Here is a 22,623-nt window from a genome sequence, read left to right on the forward strand (position 1 = left end):
GGGACACCGGGTGCGAGCCCTTCTCATTGCTGTGATCGTGGCGCTGGCACTGGGCCTGGGGATCGGGATCGGCTTTGCCGGCGCCGGCCTGTTCGGGCCGCCCGCAATCGTTTCGGCCCCGCCCGCGCCCGCGCCCTCCATCACGGTGGCCCCAGAAGGCTCGGACGAGGCGGCCACGATCGACCTGTTCGGTGCGACCCGTGACAGCGTTGTGGCCATCTCCACCTCGGCGGCGCAGCGCGACCTGTTCGGGCGCAGCGCGGGAGAGGTGCCGCTGGGCACCGGGTCGGGCTGGCTGTGGGATGCGCAAGGCCATGTGGTCACCAACGCCCATGTGATCGAGGGCGCCACCGCCGCCTCGGTCCAATTGGCCGACGGGCGCGCCTTCGACGCGCGGCTGGTGGGCGCCGACCGGCTCCATGATCTCGCCGTCCTGCTGATCGAGGGCGAGGAGCTGCCCGCGCCGCTCCAGTTGGCCGCCCCCGAGCCGCCGCTGGTGGGCTCTCGCGTGCTGGCCATCGGCAACCCCTTCGGGCTTGATTGGACGCTGACCACGGGAATCGTTTCGGCGCTGGAGCGGGAGCTTCCGGGCGACCAATCGGGCAGCATCCGGCAGGGCCTGATCCAGACCGATGCCGCGATCAACCCCGGAAACTCGGGCGGGCCGCTGCTCAATTCGACGGGGCAGGTGATCGGGGTGAACACGGCGATCTACTCCCCCTCGGGCGGGAGCGCGGGCATCGGCTTCGCCATCCCTGCCGCGACGGTTGCCCGCGTCGTGCCCGAACTGATCCGATCGGGGCGCTATACCCCGCCCACGCTCGGGCTGGTCTTCGATCCGCGCATCAACGCCGCGATCAACCGACAGGGCCTTCCGGGGGCGGTCGTGCTGGACGTGGACCGGGGCTCCGAGGCGGCGCGGGCCGGGGTGGAGCCTGCGGACCTGCTGCGCGACGGCCGGGTGCGCCCCGGTCATGTGGTGACCGCCTTGGAAGGGGAGCCGGTCGCGACGCTCGACGACCTCCTGGGCGCGCTGGACCGTCACGCCGTGGGCGACCGGGTGGCCGTGACCTTTGACACCGGCGGCGGAGAGGAGCGGACGGTGGATCTGCCCGTCCTGGCCGGAAGCTAGGGGCAGGCCCGCAGGCCCCAAGGGTGGAGCGGGCGCAAGGGTCGCAGACCTCCAGCCTTGCCCCGAGGGTTCGCCACCGGTATCCGGGGTCGCACGACATTTAGGCATCCCGATGGCCCGACCCCCTCGACAGAACCAAGAAGACCGCGCCTCGTCCCGTCGCGTGGGTGCGCTGGCTGCGCTGTGGCCCTTCATGCGGCCTTATGGCGGCATGCTGACGCTGGCGCTGATCGCGCTGGTGCTGACGGCGGGGGTGTCGCTGATCCTGCCCATCGCGGTGCGCCGCGTCGTGGACAACTTCGGCATCGCGGAAACCCAGCTGCTCGACCAGTATTTCGGCGCGGCGCTGCTGATCGTGGGGCTGCTCGCTGTCGGCACGGCTCTGCGCTACTACCTCGTGACCCGGCTGGGGGAGAGGGTGGTCGCGGACATCCGCACCGCCGTCTTCGACCGCATGGTGGGCATGAGCCCCGCCGTCTACGAACGCCTCATGACCGGCGAGGTGCTGAGCCGGATCACCACCGACACGACGCTGATCCTGTCGGTGATCGGATCGTCCATCTCGGTCGCCCTGCGCAACACCCTGATCCTGTTCGGGGGGCTGGCGCTGCTCCTGTGGACCTCGGCCAAGCTCACGGGGCTGGTGCTGCTGATCGTGCCCGCCATCATCCTGCCCATCGTGGTGCTGGGGCGGCGGCTTCGGCGGCTGTCGCGCGAGAATCAGGACTGGATCGCGGCGTCTTCGGCCTCGGCCTCGGAGTCGCTGCAGGCCGCGCAGACGGTGCAGGCCTTCACCGCCGAAGAGCCCGTGCGGGCGCGTTTCCGCGACCTGACGGAGAAAAGCTTCCTGTCGGCCCGGACCCGCATCGGCGTGCGGGCGGTGATGACGGCCATCGTGATCTTCCTCATCTTTTCGGGCGTCGTGGGCGTCCTGTGGGTGGGCGCGCGCGACGTGGCGGCCGGGACCATGACCATCGGCAGCCTTGTCCAATTCGTCATCTACGCGGTCCTGGTCGCGGGGGCCGTGGGATCGCTGACCGAGGTTTGGGGCGAGGTCCAGCGCGCCGCCGGCGCGACCGAGCGGCTGGTGGAGCTGCTCCGCATGGAGGACAGCGTTCAGGACCCCGCCCGGCCCGTTGCCGTGCCCAGCCTTGCCGCCTCCGAGGTGCGTCTGGACGGGGTTACGTTCCATTATCCGACCCGGCCCGACCGTAGCGCCCTGCGTGGCGTGTCGCTGACCGTCCGGCCGGGCGAGACGGTGGCGCTAGTCGGTCCGTCGGGGGGCGGCAAGACCACGGTGATCCAGCTTCTCCAGCGGTTCTGGGACCCCCAGGAGGGGGCCGTGCGGGTGGGCGGCGTGGACCTTCGCGAGATGTCGCGCGAAGCGCTGCGCCGCCAGATCGCGCTGGTGCCGCAGGACCCGGTGATCTTTGGCGACACGGCGCGCGCCAACATCCGCTTTGGCCGCCCCGAGGCCACGGATGCCGAGGTCGAGGCCGCTGCTCGCGCTGCCGCCGCGCACGACTTCCTGACGCGGTTGCCCGACGGCTACGATACCTTCGTGGGTGAGCGGGGGGTGATGCTGTCCGGCGGGCAGAAGCAGCGCATCGCCATCGCGCGGGCGATCCTTCGGAACGCGCCGCTGCTGCTTCTGGACGAGGCAACCTCGGCGCTGGATGCGGAAAGCGAGCGTGCGGTGCAGACCGCGGTCGAGGCCTTGTCCAAGGACCGCACCACCATCATCGTCGCGCACCGTCTGGCGACCGTGAAGCGCGCCGACCGGATCGTCGTGCTGGAGGAGGGCCAGGTCGTGGCCGAGGGCACCCATGACGCCCTGGTGGCGCAGGGTGGGCTATACGCGCGCCTGGCCCGGCTCCAGTTCACCGAGGGCCTCGCAGCCGAATGACCCCGCGTCGGGCTTGTCTGGCCCGGCTCCCGATCCCATTCTCGTGATCACGGGGAGCCGTCATCAAGTCGGCCCTTGATCAAGGGAGGAACGGGTCATGGCCTTCGCCGGTCTCGCCGACAGTGCCGCCATCGAGTCGGAAGGGCCGTGGGACGACCGCGATCTGCCGCGCACGACCTGGGGCGTCCTGAGCCGAACCGCCGAGCGAGTGGGCGGACGCCCGGCCACCACCTTCCAGCTCCTGTCGGACCCCAAGGCCCCTTGCGAAACGCTGAGTTGGCGCGAGCTTCACGAGCGCGTGGCGCAGACGGCGAACCTGTTCCGGTCGCTGGGCATCGGGGAAGGCGACGCGGTGGCCTATCTCCTGCCCAACTGCACCGAGGCAATCCTGACCTATCTGGGCGGTCAGGTGGCGGGGATCGTCAATCCGATCAACCCGCTTCTCGACGCCGAGCAGATTGCGGGCATCCTGCGGGAAACGAGGGCCAAGGTGCTGGTGACCCTGCGGGCGTTTCCAAAGACCGATGTGGCGCAGAAGGCGGCCGAGGCGGTGGCGCTGGCGCCCGACATCCACACCGTCATTGAGGTGGATCTCCTGCGCTACCTGACCGGCGTCAAGAAGCTGGTGGTGCCGCTGATCCGGCCCAGAAGCCCGGTACGGCACAAGGCCCGCGTTCTCGATTTCGGCCGCGAGGTCGGGCGCCAGCCCCGAACGCTGCAATTCCAGGACAGCGCGGGCGACCGGGTCGCGGCCTACTTCCACACCGGGGGAACCACGGGCCTGCCAAAGCTTGCGCAGCACCGCTACCGGGGGCTCATCTACAATGGCTGGGTGGCCCATCGGCTGCTGTTCACCGAGAACGACACGATGATCTGCCCCTTGCCCATGTTCCACGTCTTTGCCGCCGTGGTCTGCATGGGGGCGTCCATCGCCTCGGGCGCGCATATCGTGCTGCCCACCCCGGCAGGGTATCGGGGCGAAGGGGTCTTCGACAACTTCTGGAGGCTGATCGAGCGGTACCGCGTCACCTTCCTCATCACGGTGCCCACGGCGTTGTCGGCGCTCATGCAGCGGCCGGTGAACGCCGACATCTCCTCGCTCCAAGTTGCCTTCTGCGGCTCCGCGCCGCTGCCCGTCGAGTTGTACCGACGGTTCGAGAAGGCGGCGGGCGTGACGATCTGCGAGGGTTACGGCCTGACCGAGGCGACCTGCCTCGTGTCGATCAACCCGCCACAGGGCGAAAAGAAGATCGGCTCGATCGGGGTGCCGTTCCCCTACACGCGCGTCCGCATCGTTGACCCCCATACCCACATGGAGTGCGAGACCGACGAGGTGGGCGAGATCTGCGTGGCGAGCCCCGGCGTCTGGAGCGGGCGCACCTATACCGAGGACGAACGGAACGCCGCGATGTTCTACCCCGGCGAGGACGGCCAGGTGCGTTGGCTGCGCACCGGCGACCTGGGGCGGCGGGATCCCGATGGGTATTTGTGGATCACGGGCCGCGCCAAGGACATCATCATCCGAGGCGGCCACAACATCGACCCCGCCGAGATCGAGTCCGCCTTGTGCAGCCATCCGGCGGTGGCCTTCGCCGGAGCCATCGGCCAGCCCGACGCCCATTCGGGAGAGGTGCCCTGCGTGTATGTGGAGCTGGTCAAGGACGCCTCCGCGACCGAGGCGGAGCTGCTCGAACACGCTCGCGCCCATGTCCATGAGCGGGCCGCCCAGCCCAAGCACCTGGAGATCATGTCCGATCTGCCCAAGACCGCGGTCGGCAAGATCTTCAAGCCGGACCTGCGCCGGAAAGCCATCCAGCGGGTCTATGACGAAGCGCTTGCCAACGCCGACGTGGCGGCCGAGGTGGCCCAGGTGGTGGAGGACCGCAAGCTGGGACTTGTGGCGCAGCTCCGGCGCACCGGCTCCGTCGCAGACGAGGACGTAGAGCGGGCGCTCGGGGCCTATACGCGCCCCTGGGCCTGGAGCCAGGACGACTGAGGTCCATCCGCGCCGGGGTGGAACAGCGCGCGCCCCGTCAGTATAGCCATCCGGGCCGCTTGCCCCCGGAGGCTTCCTGATGCTCTTCGCCTATCGTCTCGTGGACCGCCGCCTGGAGCGGATGGGGCCCAGCGCCGACCTGCGCGAAGCGATCTGGGTCGATCTTTACCGGCCTCAGCCCGAGCAGGCGGCCAAGGTGGCCGAGCAGCTCGGGATCGAGGTGCCGACGCTGGCGGACATGGAGGAGATCGAGATCTCCAACCGTCTGTACCGCGAGAACGGCAACGACTTCATGACGGCGATCCTGCCGGGCCAGTTGCCCGACGGAGCGCAGCTCAGCGGTCCCGTGACCTTCATCCTGACCCCGGAGCGGCTGGTCACCGTACGGCACCACGCGCCGCGGCCCTTCGAGACCTTTTCGGCCCGCGCGGACCGGTCCTCCACCGGCTGCGCGACGCATCTGAGGCTCTTCCTTGGGCTCGTGGAGGAGATAGTCTCGCGCCTCGCTGACCTTCTGGAGGCGACGGGGCGCGCGCTCGACACCATCGCGGCGCGGGTCTACGCCGGATCGAGCGAGCCGCTCACCCCGGCCGAACTCGAGGAGGCGCTGCGGGCCGTGGGCCGCCAGGGCGAGGTGCTGGCGCGGGTGCGCCTGGGTCTGCTGACGACCGAACGGATGCTTTCGGTCTTCGGGCTCTGGATGGAAGAGCGCAAGGACCTGGGCCTCAAGGGCTTCGTCAAGACGCTGATGCGCGATATGCAGGCGCTCGAGGTGCATGTGGACTTCCTGTCGGGGCGGGTCGGGCTCGCGACCGACACCACGCTTGGCATGGTGAACCTGAGCCAGAACCAGACGGTGCGGATCGTGTCGGTCGTGGCGGTGCTGTTCCTGCCGCCGACGCTGATCGGGACGGTCTACGGGATGAACTTCCACAACATGCCCGAACTGGACTGGCCCTGGGGCTATCCGATGGCGCTGGTGCTGATGGTTCTTTCAGCGGTGCTGAGCTGGGCTTACTTCAAGTGGCGCGGCTGGCTTTGAGCCGCCTTGCCGCGCCGCCGCATCGCCGCCTATCCTGACCGCGAAGGAGACGGCCTTGCGCAACCTGCACCATATCCCCCGAGCCGGGGCTTCGACATGACCGACGGTCCCGTCCTTCGCCTGGGCGACGCCGCCCCGGACGCCGAGCCCGCCTCGGCCCGGATGCCCGACCTGCTTCTTGCGGCCGAGGCGGGCTGGCTCCGGCCCGAGGGGCCGTTCCCGGCGCGGGGGCTCCTCCTGCGGCTCCGCTCGACGGACGAGGACGACGCGACGCTCCAGGAGGCCTGTCGCAGCCTGGCCCATGGCGGGATGCTCGATCTGGAGGTCGTGCTGCCTGAGGAGGCGGAGTGCGGACCCGGACTCGATGCCTTGGCGCTGCGGCTTGCCCGGATGGGACTTTTCCCTCGGCACGTGGCCGCCCTCCCTGAACCGCAGCTGGGCGGGGTCATCCCCCAGGAGCCCACGCCCCAGGCCTGCACCGAAGCGGTGGCGGCCGCATTCCCCGAGGCGCAGGTCGGGCTCGGCGTTCTCACCAGCTTTGCGGGCGACCGGCGGCCCACGGCCGAAGCGCCGGGCCATTACGTGACGCTGGGAGCCTCGGCCGTGGGCCCGGGCGCGGCGGACGCGGCCGTGCTGGAGGCGCTGGAAGTGCTTCCCCAGGTCTTTGCCGACGCGCGGGCGGCGGCTGGAACGCGGGCGTTGCGCCTGGGGCTCGTGTCGATGGCGCTGCGGCCTTGGCCGGGGTCGCGCTCTCACGGCACCGACCCCCGGCAGAAAGGGCTGCTCGCCGCCGCCTATGCGGTCGCCGCCTGCGCCGCCGCGGCCAAGGCCGGGGCCGAGGCCGTGGCACTCGCGGCTCCGGCCGGCCCCTTCGGGATCGTGGGCGACTCCGGGGAGGCCCGGCTGCTGCTCCATGTCCACGCGGGGCTTCATGCGGCGGCCGACCGGGTGGTCCGGGTCGATCCGGTGCCGGGCCTGCGCGGCATCGCCTGGGAGGGAGGCGCTGTCCTGGCCAACGCCTCGCTCGTGCCGGTCACGGTGCCTGCGCCCTTCGCGACGGGCGCGCACCTGTCCGCCGACGCCCTGGAGGCTGCAAGGAACCCGGACTGGCTGTCCCTCGCGGCGGGGCCGCTGCCGGGCGAGGTCACGCTGGGCCCCTGCGAGGTGCTGTTCGCGGGCGAGGCGGCTCAGTCCTTGTAGGGGTCCACGTCGCCCGCTGCGGCCATGACGACGCCGATGGGGTGGAGCACGTGCTCGATCTCCACGGTTCCGGCATGTTCGGCCAGGACGTCGGGCAGGCGGCGGTAGGCCTGCGGCGCTTCATCGAGGTCGCCGCCCACGACGGTCACCCCCTTCCGGAGGAGCCATAAGCGCATCTCCTCCGCGTCCACCCGCGGCGGACGCAGCACGCGGCCCGTCTTGCGGTCCAGCTTGCCCTTGGCGTCACTGCGCGACATCACCCGGCCCGCGCCATGGACGGTGGAATGAAGCGCCCGCGTGCTTTCGGGGCTGGCCACGCCCCGCAGGATCACCGCGTCGTCGCCCATGGAGCCGCCCACGAAGCCGCGCTGGCCGGGAAAGGCGGGCGTCGCGCCCTTGCGGACGACCCAAAGGTCACGGTCCCCGTGCCGTTCGCGCCAGACGAAGTTGTGGTGATTGTGGATCTCGTCCGTCACGGTCCCGCCGATGATCCGGCGCACCTTCTCGACCACCCAGTTCCGCCCGGCATAGGCATAAAGCCCGCCCAGCTCCACGCCCGCGAGGTAACCCTGGCCCGCATCGCTGTCGGCTGGCAGAAGAGCGGGCGGGGCGAGCATGTTCCCATTCGCCTTGGCGATCTGCAGGTACTTGGTCGTGATCTTGTGTCCGAGCCCGCGCGATCCGAAATGCGCGCCGATCCAGACGAAGCCCTCATCGTCGCGGAACAGGTCCACGTAGTGGTTTCCGCCGCCCACGGTGCCCAGTTGATCGCGAGCGAGGCGCTTCAGATCGCGGACCCCGGCGGCCTTCCACAGATCGCTTTCGAACAGCGGGTCGTCCACCTTTTCGGCGTTGGCGCGGCCCAGCCCGAAGCTCACGGTTCGGGCGATGTCCTGCAGGATCGTCGGTATCCGAGGGGCGATCGCCTCGAAGGGGGTGTCGAGCCGCACCGCCTTGTTTCCGCAAGCGATGTCGTAGCCCACGCCGCTGATCGACAGGTCATCCTCATAGGCCACCACGCCGCCGATCGGGTGGTTGTAGCCGAGGTGGCCGTCCGCGCAGAGCACGCCCGCGACCGCCGAGCCGGTCTTCAGGCAAACATCCATCTGCGACAGCGTCGCGTCGTCGTGACGACCGAAGATCGTGAGTGGGGCCGACATCCGCGCCTCCCTGGCCTGGGACGCGATGGTAGGCGGGTCGCGCGCCGGGGCCACACAAACCGCCAGGCAGGGCTCAGTCCGGTTCCGCCTCGCCGTCCTGCGGCCCGGTCACGACGAGGCGGGTGCCCCAGTCCCGGCAACGCCGGTCGAGGTCGGGCGGCAAGGCCCGGTCGGTGACGAAGACGTCGAGATCCGACAGAGAGCCCAGGCGCACCGGCGCGGTCCTCTGGAACTTGGAATGATCGGCCACGAGGATCCGCTGCCGCGACTGCGCGAGGATGGCTTGGTTCACCCCCACCTCCTGAAGGTCGAAGTCCAGAAGATCCCCGTCGCGGTCGAGCCCCGAGCAGCCGATGACCGCGAGGTCGAACTTGAACTGCCGGATCGTCTGCACGGCCAGGGTGCCCACGATGCCGCCGTCCGACCGACGGATCGTGCCACCCGCCAGGATGATCTGGCAATCGGGGTTCGCGACCAGGATGTTGGCCACGTTCATGTTGTTGGTCACCACGAGGAGGTTGCGGTGGCGCAGCAACTCGCGCGCAACCGCCTCGGTGCTGGTGCCGATGGCCAGGAACAGCGCGGCGTCATGGGGGATGAGTGCGGCGCAGGCGCGCGCCATGGCGGCCTTGGCATCGCCCTGGAGGCGACGCCGCTCTCCGTAGCCGATGTTGCTCGTGCCCGAGGGCAGGACGGCCCCCCCATGGACCCGTTCGAGCTGCCCGGTCTGCGCCAGCTCCGCGAGGTCGCGCCGGATGGTCTGGAGCGTCACGTCGAAGTGCCGGGCCAGCCCTTCCACGGTCACCTTCCCCTCGCGCCGGGCTAGCTCGACGATCTCGGGGTGGCGGAGCGTTTGCGACATCGTTCGTCCCGACGGGCCTGAGTGGAGTGGCAAGACTAGCACCTGCCGAATCTTCGCGCGAGCGCGGAAATCGCTGCATCGCAGCGCGCATGGATCAATAACGAACATCGGCGCGCATGAGCGTTGACGAAGCGCGCATGCCTCCGTTAGATTCGACACTGTTGGGAGAAGGGGACAAGGGTGACCGCGGAACGTTCGGACGTGACCTGCGACCTTCTCGTGATTGGCGGGGGCGTGAACGGCTGCGGCATTGCGCGGGACGCTGCGGGGCGCGGTCTGCGGGTGGTGATCTGCGAAAAGGACGACCTCGCGCAGGCGACGTCCTCGGCCTCGACCAAGCTCTTCCACGGCGGGTTGCGCTATCTGGAGTTTCTTGAGGTTCGGCTCGTGCGCGAGTCGCTCATCGAGAGGGAGCGGCTCCTGCGCGCCATGCCCCACATCTCCTGGCCGCTGCGCTTCGTGCTGCCGCTCCATCCCGACATGCGCTTTGAAAGCAGCACGCCGGTGTCGCGGATGATGGGCCGAGCCATGCCCTGGATGAAGGGCCGCCGGCCCGATTGGCTGATCCGGCTGGGGCTGGGGCTCTACGACAACCTTGGCGGGCGCGAGATCCTGCCGGGGACCCGGACGGTGGACCTGACCACCGATCCGGCCGGGCGACCGCTGAAACCGCGCTTCCGCCGCGCCTTCGAATACTCGGACTGCTGGGTGGAGGACTCGCGGCTCGTGGTGCTGAACGCGAAGGATGCGGAGGCCCGAGGGGCCACGGTTCTCACCCGCACACGTGTCGTGGCCGCCCATGTCGAGAATGGCCACTGGCTGGCCGAGACCGACGGGCCTGGGGGGGCGGGCACCATCCGCGCCCGCGCCGTCGTCAATGCCAGCGGCCCCTGGGCGGGCGAAGTGCTGAGCCGCGCGCTGGGCCTGCAAAGCCGTGACCGCATCCGGCTCGTGCGTGGGTCGCATATCGTCACGCGCAAGCTGTTCGACCACGACCGCTGCTACTTTTTCCAGGGGAGCGACGGACGGATCATCTTCGCGATCCCCTACGAGACCGACTACACCCTGATCGGGACGACGGACGTCGAGCACCCGGACCCCTCCGTGCCGCCCGTCTGCACGCCGGAGGAGCAGGAGTACCTTTGCGCCTTCGCGTCGGAGTACTTCGCCAAGCCCGTAACACGCGACGACATCGTCTGGACCTATTCGGGCGTCCGGCCCCTGTACGACGAGGGCGCGCAGTCCGCGACGGCGGCCACGCGGGACTATACGCTCAAGCTCGACGCCGCGCCGGGCGCGCCGGTTTTGCATGTGTTCGGTGGCAAGATCACCACCTACCGCCGGCTGGCCGAGGCGGCGCTGGAGAAGATCGGCCCGGTGCTGGGCAACACGGGGAGGCCCTGGACTGCCGGCGTGCCGCTGCCCGGCGGCGACTTTGCGGTGGACGGCGTGGGCCGCCTTGTGGCCGAGTTGCGGGGGGCGCATCCGTTCCTGACCGATCGTTGGGCCCTGCGGCTGGTGCGCGCTTATGGCACCGAGGCGCGTGACGTCCTGGGCGGCGCCAAGGCGGCGGCCGATCTGGGCAAGGATTTCGGGGCAACGCTCACCGAGGCGGAAGTGCGCTGGCTCATGACGCGCGAATACGCGCGGACGGCCGACGACGTGCTCTGGCGGCGCAGCAAGCTGGGGCTCCGGCTGGATGCGGCGCGGGCGGAGCATCTGGACCAATGGATGCGTGCGGCGCAGGCCGGGGATGGCCAACGGCAGGATGCCACGCGTCCGGCGGTCTCCGGGGCACGAGGGTAAGGGGGCGGCGATGACCTTGGAGTTGCGCGGCGTGTCCAAGACAGTGGGACGGCAGGTTCATGTGCATCCCACGAACCTCATGCTTCAGAAGGGGACGATGAACGTCCTGCTGGGGCCGACCCTGTCGGGAAAGACGACCCTGATGCGGCTCATGGCCGGGCTGGACGTACCGACGGCGGGCCGGGTGCTCTGGAACGGGCAGGATGTGACCGGGCTGCGCGTCCAGGACCGCGCGGTGGCGATGGTCTACCAGCAGTTTATCAACTACCCCTCGATGACGGTGTTCGAGAACATCGCCTCGCCCCTGCGCCTCCTGGGCCGCCCGCGCGGCGAGGTCGAGGATCGGGTCCGCCGGGCCGCCGCCCTCATGCGGCTCGAGCCCTACCTCCAGCGTCGGCCGCTGGAGTTGTCGGGCGGCCAGCAGCAGCGCTGCGCATTGGCCCGGGCGCTGGTCAAGGAAGCGGGACTGGTGCTCCTCGATGAGCCCCTGGCGAACCTGGATTACAAGCTGCGCGAGGAGTTGCGTGCCGAGATCCCCCGCATCTTCGAGGAAGCGGGATCGATCTTCGTCTATGCCACAACCGAGCCGGAGGAGGCGCTACTGCTGGGCGGCAACACGGCGACGCTTTGGGAAGGGCGGGTGACGCAGTTCGGCCCGACACCCGACGTGTACCGCAATCCGGTAGATGCGACCACGGCGCGGGTGTTCTCGGACCCTCCGATGAACTTCCTCCGCGTGGCTAAGCGGCTGGCGCAGATCCAGTTCGGGGCGGGGCAGGGCATCCCTGCCGTCGGGTCCTTGGCCGCGCTGCCCGAGGGCGTCTATGTCGCGGGCTTCCGGGCGAACCACGTCGGTCTCGACCGGCCCACGGGCGAGGCGCTGGAGTTCCGGGCCACGGTCCTGGGCTCCGAGATCACGGGCTCGGAAACCTTTGTTCACCTCGACCATGATGGCGTCCGCTGGGTGGGGCTGGTGCCGGGGGTGCGGGATCTTGCTCCGGGGATGCCGGCCACGGTTTGGGTCAACCCCGCGCATGTCTTCGTTTTCGGCGAAGATGGCCGCCTCGTGACCTCTTCCGCAACCTCCATGGCGGCGTGACCCGATGGCTCAGATCACCCTCCAGAATCTGGCGCATTCCTACCTGCCCAACCCCAAGGGCGAGGATGACTACGCTCTCAAGCAGCTCGACCATGATTGGACCGACGGGGAGGCTTATGCGCTTCTTGGCGGGTCGGGCTGCGGAAAGACGACGCTTCTCAACATCATCTCGGGACTGATCCGGCCGTCGCGCGGGCGCATCCTGTTCGACGGGCGCGACGTGACCGACGCGCCGACCGCGCAACGCAACATCGCACAGGTGTTCCAGTTTCCGGTCGTCTACGACACGCTGACCGTGCGCGACAACCTGGCCTTCCCCCTGCGGAACCGGGGCTTGCCTGCGGCGCAGGTGGCCCAACGGGTGCAGGCCGTGGCGCGGATGCTGGGACTGGAGGAGATGCTGCCCCGACGCGCGCGGGGGCTTACGGCGGACGCCAAGCAGAAGATCTCCCTCGGGCGCGGCATGGTGCGGCAGGACGTCAACGCGATCCTGTTCGACGAGCCGCTGACCGTCATCGACCCCCACATGAAATGGGAACTGCGGACCCAGCTCAAGGCGCTGCACCGCGAGTTCGGGCACACGATGATCTATGTGACCCACGACCAGACCGAGGCGCTGACCTTTGCGAGCCGCGTCGTCGTCATGCACGAAGGGCGCGTGGTCCAGATCGGCACCCCGCAGGAGCTGTTCGAGAGGCCCGCCCACACCTTTGTCGGCTACTTCATCGGCTCGCCGGGCATGAATCTGCTGCCCGCGCGGGTTGAGGGCGACCGCGCGCATATCGACGAGAGCGGCACCATCGCCCTCGGGCGTGGCTACGGCGGCCTTGGCGGGCGGATCGAGATCGGCGTACGGCCCGAATTCGCACGGCTCTCGGCCCATGAGGGCCTGCCTGTGGTCATCCGGCGGATCGAGGACGTGGGTCGTCACCGGATCGTCCGAGCCGATCTGGGCGGGCGCCCCATCAACATCGTCGCGAGCGAGGATGAGCCCATCGGCCCCGACATGACGCGGGTGGTCTTCGACCCGGCCCATGTGGGCGTCTATGCCGATGGCTGGCGCGTGGAGGGCAGCCCCAGATGAACAAGCCCATCAACAACCGCGCTTGGTTCCTGGTCCTGCCGGTGCTGGTCCTCGTGGCCTTCTCGGCGGTGATCCCGCTGATGACCGTGGTCAACTACTCGGTCCAGGACACCTTCGGCGACAACGAGTTCTTCTGGAACGGCATCTACTGGTTCGACGACCTGCTCCACAGCGAGCGGATGTGGAACGCGCTGGGCCGGCAAATCCTGTTCTCGGCCATCGTGCTGCTGATCGAGGTGCCGCTGGGCATCTTCATCGCCCTCCACATGCCCAAGAAGGGCTTTTGGTCCTCGGTCTGCCTTGTCCTGATGGCGCTGCCGCTGCTGATCCCGTTCAACGTGGTCGGCACGATCTGGCAGATCTTCGGACGCGTGGATATCGGCCTTCTGGGACGGGCGCTGGCGGGGCTGGGCCTCGACTTCAACTACACGCAGGACGTGATCGACGCCTGGGTCATCATCGTCGTCATGGATGTCTGGCACTGGACATCGCTGATCGCGCTTCTGGCCTATGCCGGGCTGCGGTCCATCCCTGACGCCTACTACCAGGCCGCCAAGATCGACCAGGCCAGCCGCTGGGCCGTGTTCCGCTACATCGAGCTTCCCAAGATGCGCGGCGTCCTTGTCATCGCGGTGCTGCTCCGCTTCATGGACAGCTTCATGATCTACACCGAGCCTTTCGTGGTCACCGGCGGGGGCCCTGGCAACGCGACGACCTTCCTGTCCATCGACCTCGTGAAGATGGCGCTGGGGCAGTTCGACCTGGGGCCCGCCGCTGCCTTCTCGATCATGTACTTCCTGATCATCCTGCTCGTCTCCTGGGCGTTCTACACCGTCATGACCAACCTCGACCGCGAGGAGGGACCCCAATGACCGAAACGCTCGCCTCTCCCGTCGCGGCAGCCCCCGTGAGGGCCGTCCGCGTGCGCCCGGAACGGTCGGTGGCCAGCGCGGTGGTCCTGACGCTCTACATTCTTTTCCTGCTCCTGCCGATCTACTGGCTCGTGAACATGAGCCTGAAGACCAACAGCGAGATCCTGGGCGGCTTCTCGCTCTGGCCACGGAACCCGACGCTGGCGAACTACCTGACGATCCTGACGGACCCGTCCTGGTACATGGGTTATGTGAACAGCCTGATCTACGTCCTGCTGAACACCGTGATCTCGGTGACGGTGGCGCTGCCGGCGGCCTACGCCTTTTCGCGCTACTCGTTCCTGGGCGACAAGCACCTGTTCTTCTGGCTGCTCACGAACCGGATGGCCCCGCCTGCCGTCTTCGCGCTGCCGTTCTTCCAGCTTTATTCCGCGGTCGGCCTTTTCGACACGCATATCGCAGTCGCCTTGGCACACTGCCTCTTCAACGTGCCGCTGGCGGTGTGGATCCTCGAAGGCTTCATGCGCGGCGTCCCGCGCGAGATCGACGAGACCGCCTACATCGACGGCTACTCCTTCCCGCGGTTCTTCGCCCGCATCTTCATGCCCCTGATCGCGTCGGGGATCGGCGTCGCGGCGTTCTTCTGCTTCATGTTCTCCTGGGTGGAGCTGCTGCTGTCCCGCACGCTCACCTCGACCGAGGCCAAGCCCATCGCGGCCACCATGACGCGCACCGTCTCGGCCTCGGGCCTCGACTGGGGGGTGCTGGCGGCGGCGGGCGTCCTGACCATCATCCCCGGGGCGCTCGTGATCTGGTTCGTGCGCAACTACATCGCCAAGGGCTTTGCCCTGGGGAGGGTGTGATGAGCGACGCAGCACGCGATCCGCGAACGGCGTCGGGCCTGATCGCCCCGGTGGACGAACATGCGACCGCGCCGGCGCGCCCGGCCCGGGTCGGCGTCCTGACCGCGATCATCGTCGCGGTGATGGGGGGGCTTCTGGCCCTCCTGTTCCAGGCCGCGCCGCGCACCGACGAGGGGGTCGCCTGGGGCGACCCGATGGTGCCCGGCGGCTGGATGGCCTGGACGCTGGCGACGGCGTTGTTCTTCTGGGTGATCGCCGCGCTGATCCTGTCGATGCTGGTCCTCGCCATCCGCTACCCGGAGACGCCGCGCGTAGGCATCCTGCGGATCGAGACGACGCGGGGCGACCGCCTGTTCATCACGCTCCTGGGCTCGGCCTTCATCAACCTGGCCTGGCTGGGGTTCGTGGGGCAGGCCCAATGGGGGGCGCTGGTGGTTTGCCTGATCTATGCCGCAGCGGTCTTCCGCTGGGCCTGACGAGGTTCCGGGACGGGCCGCACCGGAGGATGCGGCCGATCCCGACAAACGGAACAACAAGGAAACAGGGAGGAAGAACAATGAACCTGACGTTGAAGTCCACCACGGCGCTTGCCTTGGCGCTGTCGGTCCTGGGGGCGACCACCGCCCGGGCCGACATGGAGGCCGCGCGCCAGTTCCTCGACGAGACGATCCAGCGATCGGCGCTGACCCGCGAGGAGCAGGAAGCCGAGATGCAGTGGTTCGTGGATGCCGCCCAGCCCTTCCAGGGCATGGAGATCAAGGTCGTCTCCGAGACGATCCCGGTCCACGAATATGAATCGCAGGTCCTCGCCCCGGCCTTCACGGCGATCACCGGCATCACCGTCACCCACGACCTCATCGGCGAGGGGGACGTGGTCGAGCGTCTGCAAACCCAGATGCAGTCGGGCGAGAACATCTACGACGCCTATGTGAACGACTCGGACCTGATCGGCACCCACTGGCGCTACCAGCAGGCCCGGTCGCTGACCGACTGGATGGCGGGGGAGGGGGCCTCGGTCACGTCGCCCACGCTGAACCTCGACGACTTCATCGGGATCCAGTTCACGACCGGCCCGGACGGAGAGCTGTACCAGCTTCCCGACCAGCAGTTCGCGAACCTGTACTGGTTCCGCTACGACTGGTTCAACGACGAAAAGAACATGGCCGACTTCGAGGCCGAGTACGGCTATCCGCTGGGCGTGCCGGTCAACTGGGCCGCCTACGAGGACATCGCCAAGTTCTTCACCGGCCGCGACCTGTCGCACATGGGCGTCGAGGGCGAGGTCTTCGGCCACATGGACTACGGCAAGAAGGACCCGAGCCTCGGCTGGCGGTTCACCGACGCCTGGATGTCGATGGCCGGCATGGGCGACGTGGGCGAGCCCAACGGCCTGCCCGTGGACGAATGGGGCATCCGCGTCAACGAGAACTCGCAGCCGGTGGGCTCCTGCGTGGCGCGGGGCGGGGCGACCAACGACGCCGCCGCCGTCTATGCCATCGAGAAATATGTCGAATGGCTGGGCGCCTATGCCCCTCCGGCCGCCGCTGGCATGACCTTCTCCGAGTCCGGGCCCATCCCGGCCCAGGGGCAGGTCGCGCAGCAGATGTTCATGTACACCACCTTCGTGCCCTCGCTTGTGGAGCCCGGCATCCCGGTCATGAACGAGGACGGCACCCCGCGTTGGCGCCTCGCCCCATCGCCCCACGGCGCCTACTGGCAGGACGGCATGAAGGTCGGCTACCAGGACGTGGGAAGCTGGACGATCATGGAGTCCACCCCGGTGGATCGTGCGCAGGCCGCTTGGCTTTACGCGCAGTTCGTGACCTCCATGACCGTGGACGTGGAAAAGGCCCATGCCGGCCTGACCTTCATCCGTGAATCCACCATCCAGCACGAAAGCTTCACCGAACGCGCCCCGCTTTTGGGTGGCCTCGTGGAGTTCTACCGTTCGCCCGACCGCGTCCGCTGGTCGCCCACGGGCACCAACATCCCCGACTATCCGCGCCTGGCGCAGCTCTGGTGGCAGAACATCGGTGATGCTTCCTCGGGGGCGAAGACCGCTCAGGAAGCGCTCGACGCGCTGTGCGAGCAGCAGGAAGAGGTGCTGGCGCGGCTTGAACGCTCGGGCGTTCAGGGCGAGCTCGGCCCCGTCCTGGGTGAGGAGCAGGACCCGCAGACCTGGATCGACGAGCCGGGCGCCCCGGTGGCCGAACTCGCGGACGAGCGCGGCAACCCCGAGACGGTCAACTACGACGAGCTGATCCAGTCCTGGCAGGCCGCTCCGGCGCAGTGATCCAACACGGGCCGAGACCTGCCCGACAGGCCCCGGCCGATCATTGGCCCCGCGTCCATGGCGCGGGGCCTTTATCATTCGCGCATCTGCCCAAAGGGATTGTATCGATACCTCCAGTCTGACCGGACCCATCTCGCGGCCCTGCAATGGCCCAGGTCCAGCTTGGAGCGGACGGCTGACTCTGTGGGCGTTGACCCATATTCCTGCGTAAACATAGTCAATTTCCCGGATTGGTTCCTGGAACTGCCAGTCGTGAGCAGTTTGTTAACCATGGTGGACCAAGGGTGGCGGCGAGTTGCCGTGGTGGCAGCCCAAGTCAAGTTGCTGCGCGAAAGTGGAACATGCGTCTCACCCTCAAACTCAAGCTGACCGTTGTCTTCGCCGCCGTGATTCTGTCGGCAGGTGGCGGCATGGGCCTCGCGCTCACGGATTTGGCTGCCCTGAACGGGCGCGTGTCCAGCCTTGCGTCCATCAATGCCGAAAGCCTTCGTCTGGCCGGGGCGATCAAGGCCGACGTGATCACCATACAGCGCGACCTTCGGGACATCATCCTGTCCGACGACATGGCGACCATCGCAGCGCTTCGGGACGAGATCACGGGCTTGCGCGAACATGTGGACCTTGCAAAGGCGCAACTTACCGAACTCAGCGCTCAGGAAGGAAACACAGGTCTCGACCGGTTCGCTGAACTCACCGTGCAGCTTCGGACGGTCAACAACGAGGTGGCCCGCCTCGCGCTTCTGGGGACGCCGGAAGGGGACGACCAGGCGTTCCGCCTGCTGGCCAGCCAAGGCCTCGCTATCTGGGCGCAGATGGAGGCTAACCTCAATGAGATGGTGCAGGCCGAGCATGAGCACATGGCCGAGGCCGCCGCGGAGTCGGGGGAGCTTTACGCCATAGCCCGCGACCTCCTGATCGCGCTGGCCTTGGGCAGCGTCCTGATCGGTGCGCTGGGTGCGTCCTGGGTCATCCGGGCCATCTCGCGCGGGATGAAGCGCGGTGTCGATCTGGCTGGCCGGGTGGCGAATGGCGATCTCACCGAACTGGCCGAGATCCATGGCAACGATGAGATCACCGATCTTCTCGGACGTCTCAACGGTATGATCCTTAAGCTGCGCGAGGTCGTGGGGGGTGCGTCGGTCGGTGCGCGCAACGTCGCTACCGGCGCGACCGAGATGGCGGCCACCGCGCAGCAGCTGAGCCAGGGCGCGACCGAGCAGGCCGCTGCGACCGAGGAAGCCTCGGCCTCCGTCGAGCAGATGGCGGCCAACATCAAGCAGACGGCCCAGAACGCCACCGAAACGGAAACCATCGCCACCACCTCGGCCGACAGCGCGCGCCGGGTAGGCGAGAACGCCGCCCAGTCGATCCGCGCCATGAAGACGGTGGCCGAGCAGATCCTGGTCATCCAGGAGATTGCCCGCCAGACCGACCTGCTGGCGCTCAACGCCGCCGTGGAGGCCGCGCGGGCCGGGGAGCACGGGCGGGGCTTCGCCGTGGTGGCGTCCGAGGTCAGGAAACTGGCAGAGCGCAGCCAGGCCGCCGCGTCACAGGTGAGCCGCCTGTCAGCCGAAACCTCGATCACGGCGGAAGGCACCGGCCAGAGCCTTGAGCGGCTGGTTCCCGAGATCGCGCGCACGGCCGAACTCGTGGGCCAGATCGGCGGCGCGAACCGCGAGCTGGCCACCGGTGCCGCGCAAGTCACCCTGGCCATCGAGCAGCTGAACGAGGTCACGCAGCAGAACACCGCCGCCTCCGAGCAGGTGGCCACGACCGCCGAGGAACTGGCTGCCCAAGCCGAGATGCTGCGGTCGGCCATCGCGTTCTTCCGCATTGGCGGGATCGAGGTCGCGCCTGCCGCGCCCCTGGCTCTCCCTCAGGGCAAGGCTGCCGCGGCCCCCCGATCGGCCCGGTCGTCCGGGTTTGCCTTCGATCTGGAGACGGGCGAGGACGAACTCGATGCGGGCTTCGTCCGGAGCCCGGCGCGCGGCTCGTCCGCCAGGGCCGCCTGACCGGAGACGGCTTAGGGGCAGGCGTGCTCTGTGCGCTCCCGAGATGGCGGGTTCATGGAGCGATCAATCGCTGTCGCCGCATGTGGACGAAAGTGCATCTCCGGCGCGGCAAGGGTCGTCGCCATCTGGAGTCCTGTCGAAAAGGGCTGTCAGGCGCGCCCGTCGAAGGCGTATTCCAGCAGCCCGAAGGCGAGAAGGATCATGGTCGCCCCCACGACCAGATCCAGCACGCGCCACGCGGCGGGTCGTGCGAAAAGTGGCGCGAGGAGTCGTGCGCCGAAGCCCAAGGCGGTGAACCAGGCCGCGCTGGCCAGTCCCGCTCCGGCCACGAAGGATCCTTGCGCCCCGGCTGGCTGAGCGGCCCCGATGGACCCCACGAGCAGGACCGTATCGAGATACACGTGCGGGTTCAGGAACGTGAAGGCCGCGACCTGCGCCAGCGCCGCTCCTAGCGACCGCGCGGCCCCCCCTTGATCCGCCACGAGCCGTTCGGGCCGGGCAGCCCGCTGCAGCGCCGCGAGGCCGTACCAGCCCAGGAACACGGCCCCGCCCAGCGCCAGAAGAGTCACAAGTCCCGGCAAGCCCTTGAGCGCCACCCCAAGGCCTGCCACCCCGGCCGCGATGAGCACGAGATCGGCGCAGGCGCAGAACAGCACGACGGCTCCCACATGCTCGCGCCGAAGACCCTGCCGGAGCACGAAGGCGTTCTGCGAACCGATGGCGATGATGAGGCCAGCCGAAAGGGCGAAGCCGGTCAGGAAAGAGGATGAAGCAGCCATGCACGCTTCCTTGCCGCGGCAGGGGACTGTAGGCCAGTTAAAGATGCTAACATCGCTGAAGCGGAGCTAATGATGCTCGACTATCCCGCCTTGGCCGCCTTGGCCGCCGTTGTCCGGGAGGGCGGGTTCGAACGGGCGGCGGCCGTGCTGGGCGTCACGCCGTCGGCGGTATCGCAGCGCATCCGCGCATTGGAGGAGCGGGTCGGCACGACGCTGGTCGTGCGTTGCCAACCCCCGAAACCCACCGAGGCCGGAACCCGCCTCTGCGCCCATGTCGAGCGGGTGCGCCTTCTGGAGGGCGAACTTGTCGCAGGGCTGCCCGTGCTGGGGGAACCCGGCCGCGGGAACGCCGCACCGGTGACGCTTCGAGTGGCCGTCAACGCGGACAGCCTGGGCAGTTGGTTCCTGCCGGTCATGGCTCGCTTTGCCGAACGCACCGGCGCGTTCCTGGATCTGGTGCTGGACGGCGAGGAGCACACGGCCGAACGTCTGCGCTCGGGCGAGGTGCTGGCCGCCGTGACCGCCGATCCGGTGCCGGTTCCGGGATGCCGTATGCGTCTGCTGGGCGCCCTGCGCTATGTCGCCACCGCGAGCCCCGGCTTCCTGCGCCGCCATGCGCCACAGGGCGTGGATGCCGCCGCGCTGGCCCGCGCGCCCGTCCTGCGGTTCGATCGCAGGGACGGCCTTCAGGCGCGCTGGGCGCAGGAGGTGTTGGGGATCCCGCTCGACGCGCCGACGCATTGGGTACCATCCACGCAAGGGTTCCTCGACGCGAGCCTCGCGGGCCTGGGCTGGGCTCTCAACCCGAAGCGGATGGCCGACGCGCATCTGGCGGCCGGGCGCCTCGTGGAGCTCGTGCCGGGACGGCCGCTCGACGTGGCCCTTCATTGGCAGCACGCCCGACTTGGGGCGCGCCTGCTCGACGTGCTGACCCACGAGGTCGCCACAGAGGCGAAGCGCAGCCTTTCGCAGCCCGCCGAGAAGCAGGAGTCCTGATCGCGATGGGACAGAGGGTCATGCCTCGGCTTGCTCTGCAAGGAGAGGGTCAGGGCGAAGGGCAAGCAAATGCATTGGCTGCGGCTAGGACATCCGCGATCGCCTGAGGGGAACCGACTGAGGAATGGGCTGCCGACGATAGGAGCAACCGTGTCGAACGCCTACGCCCTGCACCGGCCCGGTCCCGCAGCGTCCCGCTTTCGTCCGCAAGCGCGCCGCTATCCAAGGTATTCCTGCCTGCTCCATGAACCAACGGCGGCTCGCATCTCGTGGCTGGGTGCCCCATTTCTCCAAGTCGAGCACCGGTCCGACACCAGTCATGCGCTTCTTGGGTCCGACAGCTGGACGACCACGGAGACGCCGGATGCAACAGCACGGCGCCGCGCCGACAGCGTGGCCCAAACGGACGGCCGACTGTCCTGCCCATCCGGCGGGGCCCAAGGCTGCCCCGGACAGGTTGCGCCGAGTGCCCGCGGTCGTTACGCCCAGTGCGCGGTGACAGAATGGAGCACGGTCGACCGATGTCTGCGGCGAGGCTGAAGGTACGCATCGTGGCAAGGGGGCCGCGCCTCGATCGGCGCGAGAGCCGTCGTCGCGGTCGTCCGGTGTTCCTGCAGCGGGGCTCGGACATCATGCGGTCGCAGCAGCTTGCGACGTTGATCCAGCCTCATCTCCCGCCGCATATCGACCTCAGCATATCGATCATTCCGCGGATCGCGTTCCGTTGGCTGACGCCCTGGATCCTCGCCCAGCCCGAAGCGGTCTTCATCCTCCTCAAGAACGTGGCCCATGCCATGAGTGCCGATCAACTGGATCTGCTGCGCAAGCGCGCGATCGCGGTCGGCGTGGACCACATCGATGGCGACCCGGCAGCCATCGATCTTGGCCGCTTCGATGTTCATGTGTCCGCCTCCTATGCCGGGCTCGCCGCGTTGGAGCAGGCCTGCCAAGGCCTGCAGGCAAAGGCTGCCCTCCTCCTGCACCATGCCGATCCCCGCCTGGACGGGCTGGCCTTCCCGACGCTGCCACGCGTGGAGACGGTCTATCTGGGGTACCCGCCCAACCTTCTGCTGCCGGCGTCCCTCGCGGGCGAGGTGGAGGTCCTGCCGGTCGTCACGCCGGACGACATGGCCCGCGCGATACCGCGTCTGCCCGACTTCAACCTCCACTACGGAGTGCGGCCGCCGCCGCCTACCGATCGGACGCTCCGGGTCTACAAGCCCTTCACCAAGGGGATGACCGCGGCGGCATGTTCCTCCAACATCATCGTCAACCGCGACGTGGACGACGCCGTGGCCTTTCTGGGCGAGGACTACCCCTACCTCGTGGATGATGTGGAGCCGGACGCGATTGCCGCCGCGCTCGACCGGGCCAAGGGCGATCTCGGAACGCCCCGATGGACGGAGTCCTTGGCGCGCATGGCCCGGATCAGGGCTCTGGTCTCCGGCCCGAACCTTGCGCGGCAGTTCACCCGGATCCTGTCTCTCGTCACATGAGGCGGGCCTCCTCGGACCCTCCAGA

General features: G+C 68.6%; 18 protein-coding genes. 15 read left to right on the top strand and 3 right to left on the bottom strand.

Annotated elements, in window-relative coordinates:
• The first annotated feature begins 10 nt into the window (after positions 1 to 10).
• The 5 genes from FHG66_RS03825 to FHG66_RS03845 all read left to right on the top strand — a co-directional run bounded on the left by FHG66_RS03825 (position 11) and on the right by FHG66_RS03845 (position 7,276).
• Positions 11 to 1,132 carry a S1C family serine protease gene (locus FHG66_RS03825; protein WP_246082446.1) on the top strand — a complete coding sequence of 374 codons (1,122 nt, stop codon included), beginning with the start codon at positions 11 to 13 and terminating at the stop codon, positions 1,130 to 1,132.
• 112 nt (positions 1,133 to 1,244) lie between these two features.
• The gene (locus FHG66_RS03830) at positions 1,245 to 3,038 is read left to right on the top strand and encodes an ABC transporter transmembrane domain-containing protein (protein WP_139075368.1); all 1,794 of its coding nucleotides are present in this window, start codon (positions 1,245 to 1,247) and stop codon (positions 3,036 to 3,038) included.
• A 97-nt stretch (positions 3,039 to 3,135) separates the two neighbouring features.
• Positions 3,136 to 5,034 carry an acyl-CoA synthetase gene (locus FHG66_RS03835; protein ID WP_139075369.1) on the top strand — a complete coding sequence of 633 codons (1,899 nt, stop codon included), beginning with the start codon at positions 3,136 to 3,138 and terminating at the stop codon, positions 5,032 to 5,034.
• A 79-nt stretch (positions 5,035 to 5,113) separates the two neighbouring features.
• A complete protein-coding gene (locus FHG66_RS03840) occupies positions 5,114 to 6,076 on the top strand; it encodes a magnesium transporter CorA family protein (RefSeq protein WP_139075370.1) in 963 nt (320 codons plus the stop codon).
• 96 nt (positions 6,077 to 6,172) lie between these two features.
• Positions 6,173 to 7,276, top strand: a complete 1,104-nt coding sequence (locus tag FHG66_RS03845; protein WP_139075371.1) for a D-apionate lactonase family protein — start codon at positions 6,173 to 6,175, stop codon at positions 7,274 to 7,276.
• Here the strand turns inward: FHG66_RS03845 and FHG66_RS03850 are convergent.
• Both FHG66_RS03850 and FHG66_RS03855 read right to left on the bottom strand, forming a co-directional pair.
• Positions 7,264 to 8,436 carry an RtcB family protein gene (locus FHG66_RS03850; protein WP_139075372.1) on the bottom strand — a complete coding sequence of 391 codons (1,173 nt, stop codon included), beginning with the start codon at positions 8,434 to 8,436 and terminating at the stop codon, positions 7,264 to 7,266. The two genes, FHG66_RS03845 and FHG66_RS03850, sit on opposite strands and share 13 nt — an antisense overlap.
• 73 nt (positions 8,437 to 8,509) lie before the next feature.
• Positions 8,510 to 9,298 carry a DeoR/GlpR family DNA-binding transcription regulator gene (locus FHG66_RS03855; protein WP_139075373.1) on the bottom strand — a complete coding sequence of 263 codons (789 nt, stop codon included), beginning with the start codon at positions 9,296 to 9,298 and terminating at the stop codon, positions 8,510 to 8,512.
• A gap of 180 nt (positions 9,299 to 9,478) precedes the next feature.
• Here FHG66_RS03855 and glpD point away from each other — a divergent pair, with 180 nt between their 5' ends.
• The 8 genes from glpD (at position 9,479) to FHG66_RS03895 (ending at position 19,327) form a co-directional block, all read left to right on the top strand.
• Entirely contained in the window at positions 9,479 to 11,104 is a 1,626-nt protein-coding gene (gene glpD, locus FHG66_RS03860) for a glycerol-3-phosphate dehydrogenase (protein WP_139075374.1), read from the top strand.
• A 10-nt stretch (positions 11,105 to 11,114) separates the two neighbouring features.
• The gene (locus tag FHG66_RS03865) at positions 11,115 to 12,203 is read left to right on the top strand and encodes an ABC transporter ATP-binding protein (RefSeq protein WP_139075375.1); all 1,089 of its coding nucleotides are present in this window, start codon (positions 11,115 to 11,117) and stop codon (positions 12,201 to 12,203) included.
• Positions 12,204 to 12,207: 4 nt separating this feature from the next.
• Positions 12,208 to 13,287, top strand: a complete 1,080-nt coding sequence (locus tag FHG66_RS03870) for an ABC transporter ATP-binding protein (protein ID WP_139075376.1) — start codon at positions 12,208 to 12,210, stop codon at positions 13,285 to 13,287.
• Positions 13,284 to 14,159, top strand: a complete 876-nt coding sequence (locus FHG66_RS03875) for a carbohydrate ABC transporter permease (RefSeq protein WP_139075377.1) — start codon at positions 13,284 to 13,286, stop codon at positions 14,157 to 14,159. Before FHG66_RS03870 ends, FHG66_RS03875 begins: the two co-directional genes overlap by 4 nt.
• A complete protein-coding gene (locus FHG66_RS03880; protein ID WP_139075378.1) occupies positions 14,156 to 15,022 on the top strand; it encodes a carbohydrate ABC transporter permease in 867 nt (288 codons plus the stop codon). The genes FHG66_RS03875 and FHG66_RS03880 overlap by 4 nt, the downstream gene beginning before the upstream one ends.
• Positions 15,022 to 15,498 (top strand): DUF2160 domain-containing protein, encoded by a 477-nt coding sequence (locus FHG66_RS22145; protein ID WP_246082447.1) that lies wholly within the window; start codon positions 15,022 to 15,024, stop codon positions 15,496 to 15,498. Before FHG66_RS03880 ends, FHG66_RS22145 begins: the two co-directional genes overlap by 1 nt.
• Positions 15,499 to 15,578: 80 nt before the next feature.
• The gene (locus FHG66_RS03890) at positions 15,579 to 17,315 is read left to right on the top strand and encodes an ABC transporter substrate-binding protein (RefSeq protein WP_139075379.1); all 1,737 of its coding nucleotides are present in this window, start codon (positions 15,579 to 15,581) and stop codon (positions 17,313 to 17,315) included.
• Between the two features lie 341 nt (positions 17,316 to 17,656).
• Positions 17,657 to 19,327 carry a methyl-accepting chemotaxis protein gene (locus FHG66_RS03895; RefSeq protein ID WP_139075380.1) on the top strand — a complete coding sequence of 557 codons (1,671 nt, stop codon included), beginning with the start codon at positions 17,657 to 17,659 and terminating at the stop codon, positions 19,325 to 19,327.
• 149 nt (positions 19,328 to 19,476) lie between these two features.
• Here the strand turns inward: FHG66_RS03895 and FHG66_RS03900 are convergent, their stop codons facing one another.
• On the bottom strand, positions 19,477 to 20,106 hold the full coding sequence (locus FHG66_RS03900; RefSeq protein ID WP_139075381.1) for a LysE/ArgO family amino acid transporter: 630 nt from the start codon (positions 20,104 to 20,106) through the stop codon (positions 19,477 to 19,479).
• Positions 20,107 to 20,178: 72 nt separating this feature from the next.
• Between FHG66_RS03900 and FHG66_RS03905 the strand changes: the two genes are divergently transcribed.
• Complete coding sequence (locus FHG66_RS03905; RefSeq protein WP_139075382.1) at positions 20,179 to 21,102, top strand: LysR family transcriptional regulator ArgP; 924 nt, start codon at positions 20,179 to 20,181, stop codon at positions 21,100 to 21,102.
• A 551-nt stretch (positions 21,103 to 21,653) separates the two neighbouring features.
• Entirely contained in the window at positions 21,654 to 22,598 is a 945-nt protein-coding gene (locus tag FHG66_RS03910) for a hypothetical protein (protein ID WP_139075383.1), read from the top strand.
• The last annotated feature ends 25 nt before the right edge of the window (positions 22,599 to 22,623 follow it).

The organism is Rubellimicrobium rubrum, assembly GCF_006152115.1.
GTDB lineage: Bacteria > Pseudomonadota > Alphaproteobacteria > Rhodobacterales > Rhodobacteraceae > Rubellimicrobium > Rubellimicrobium rubrum.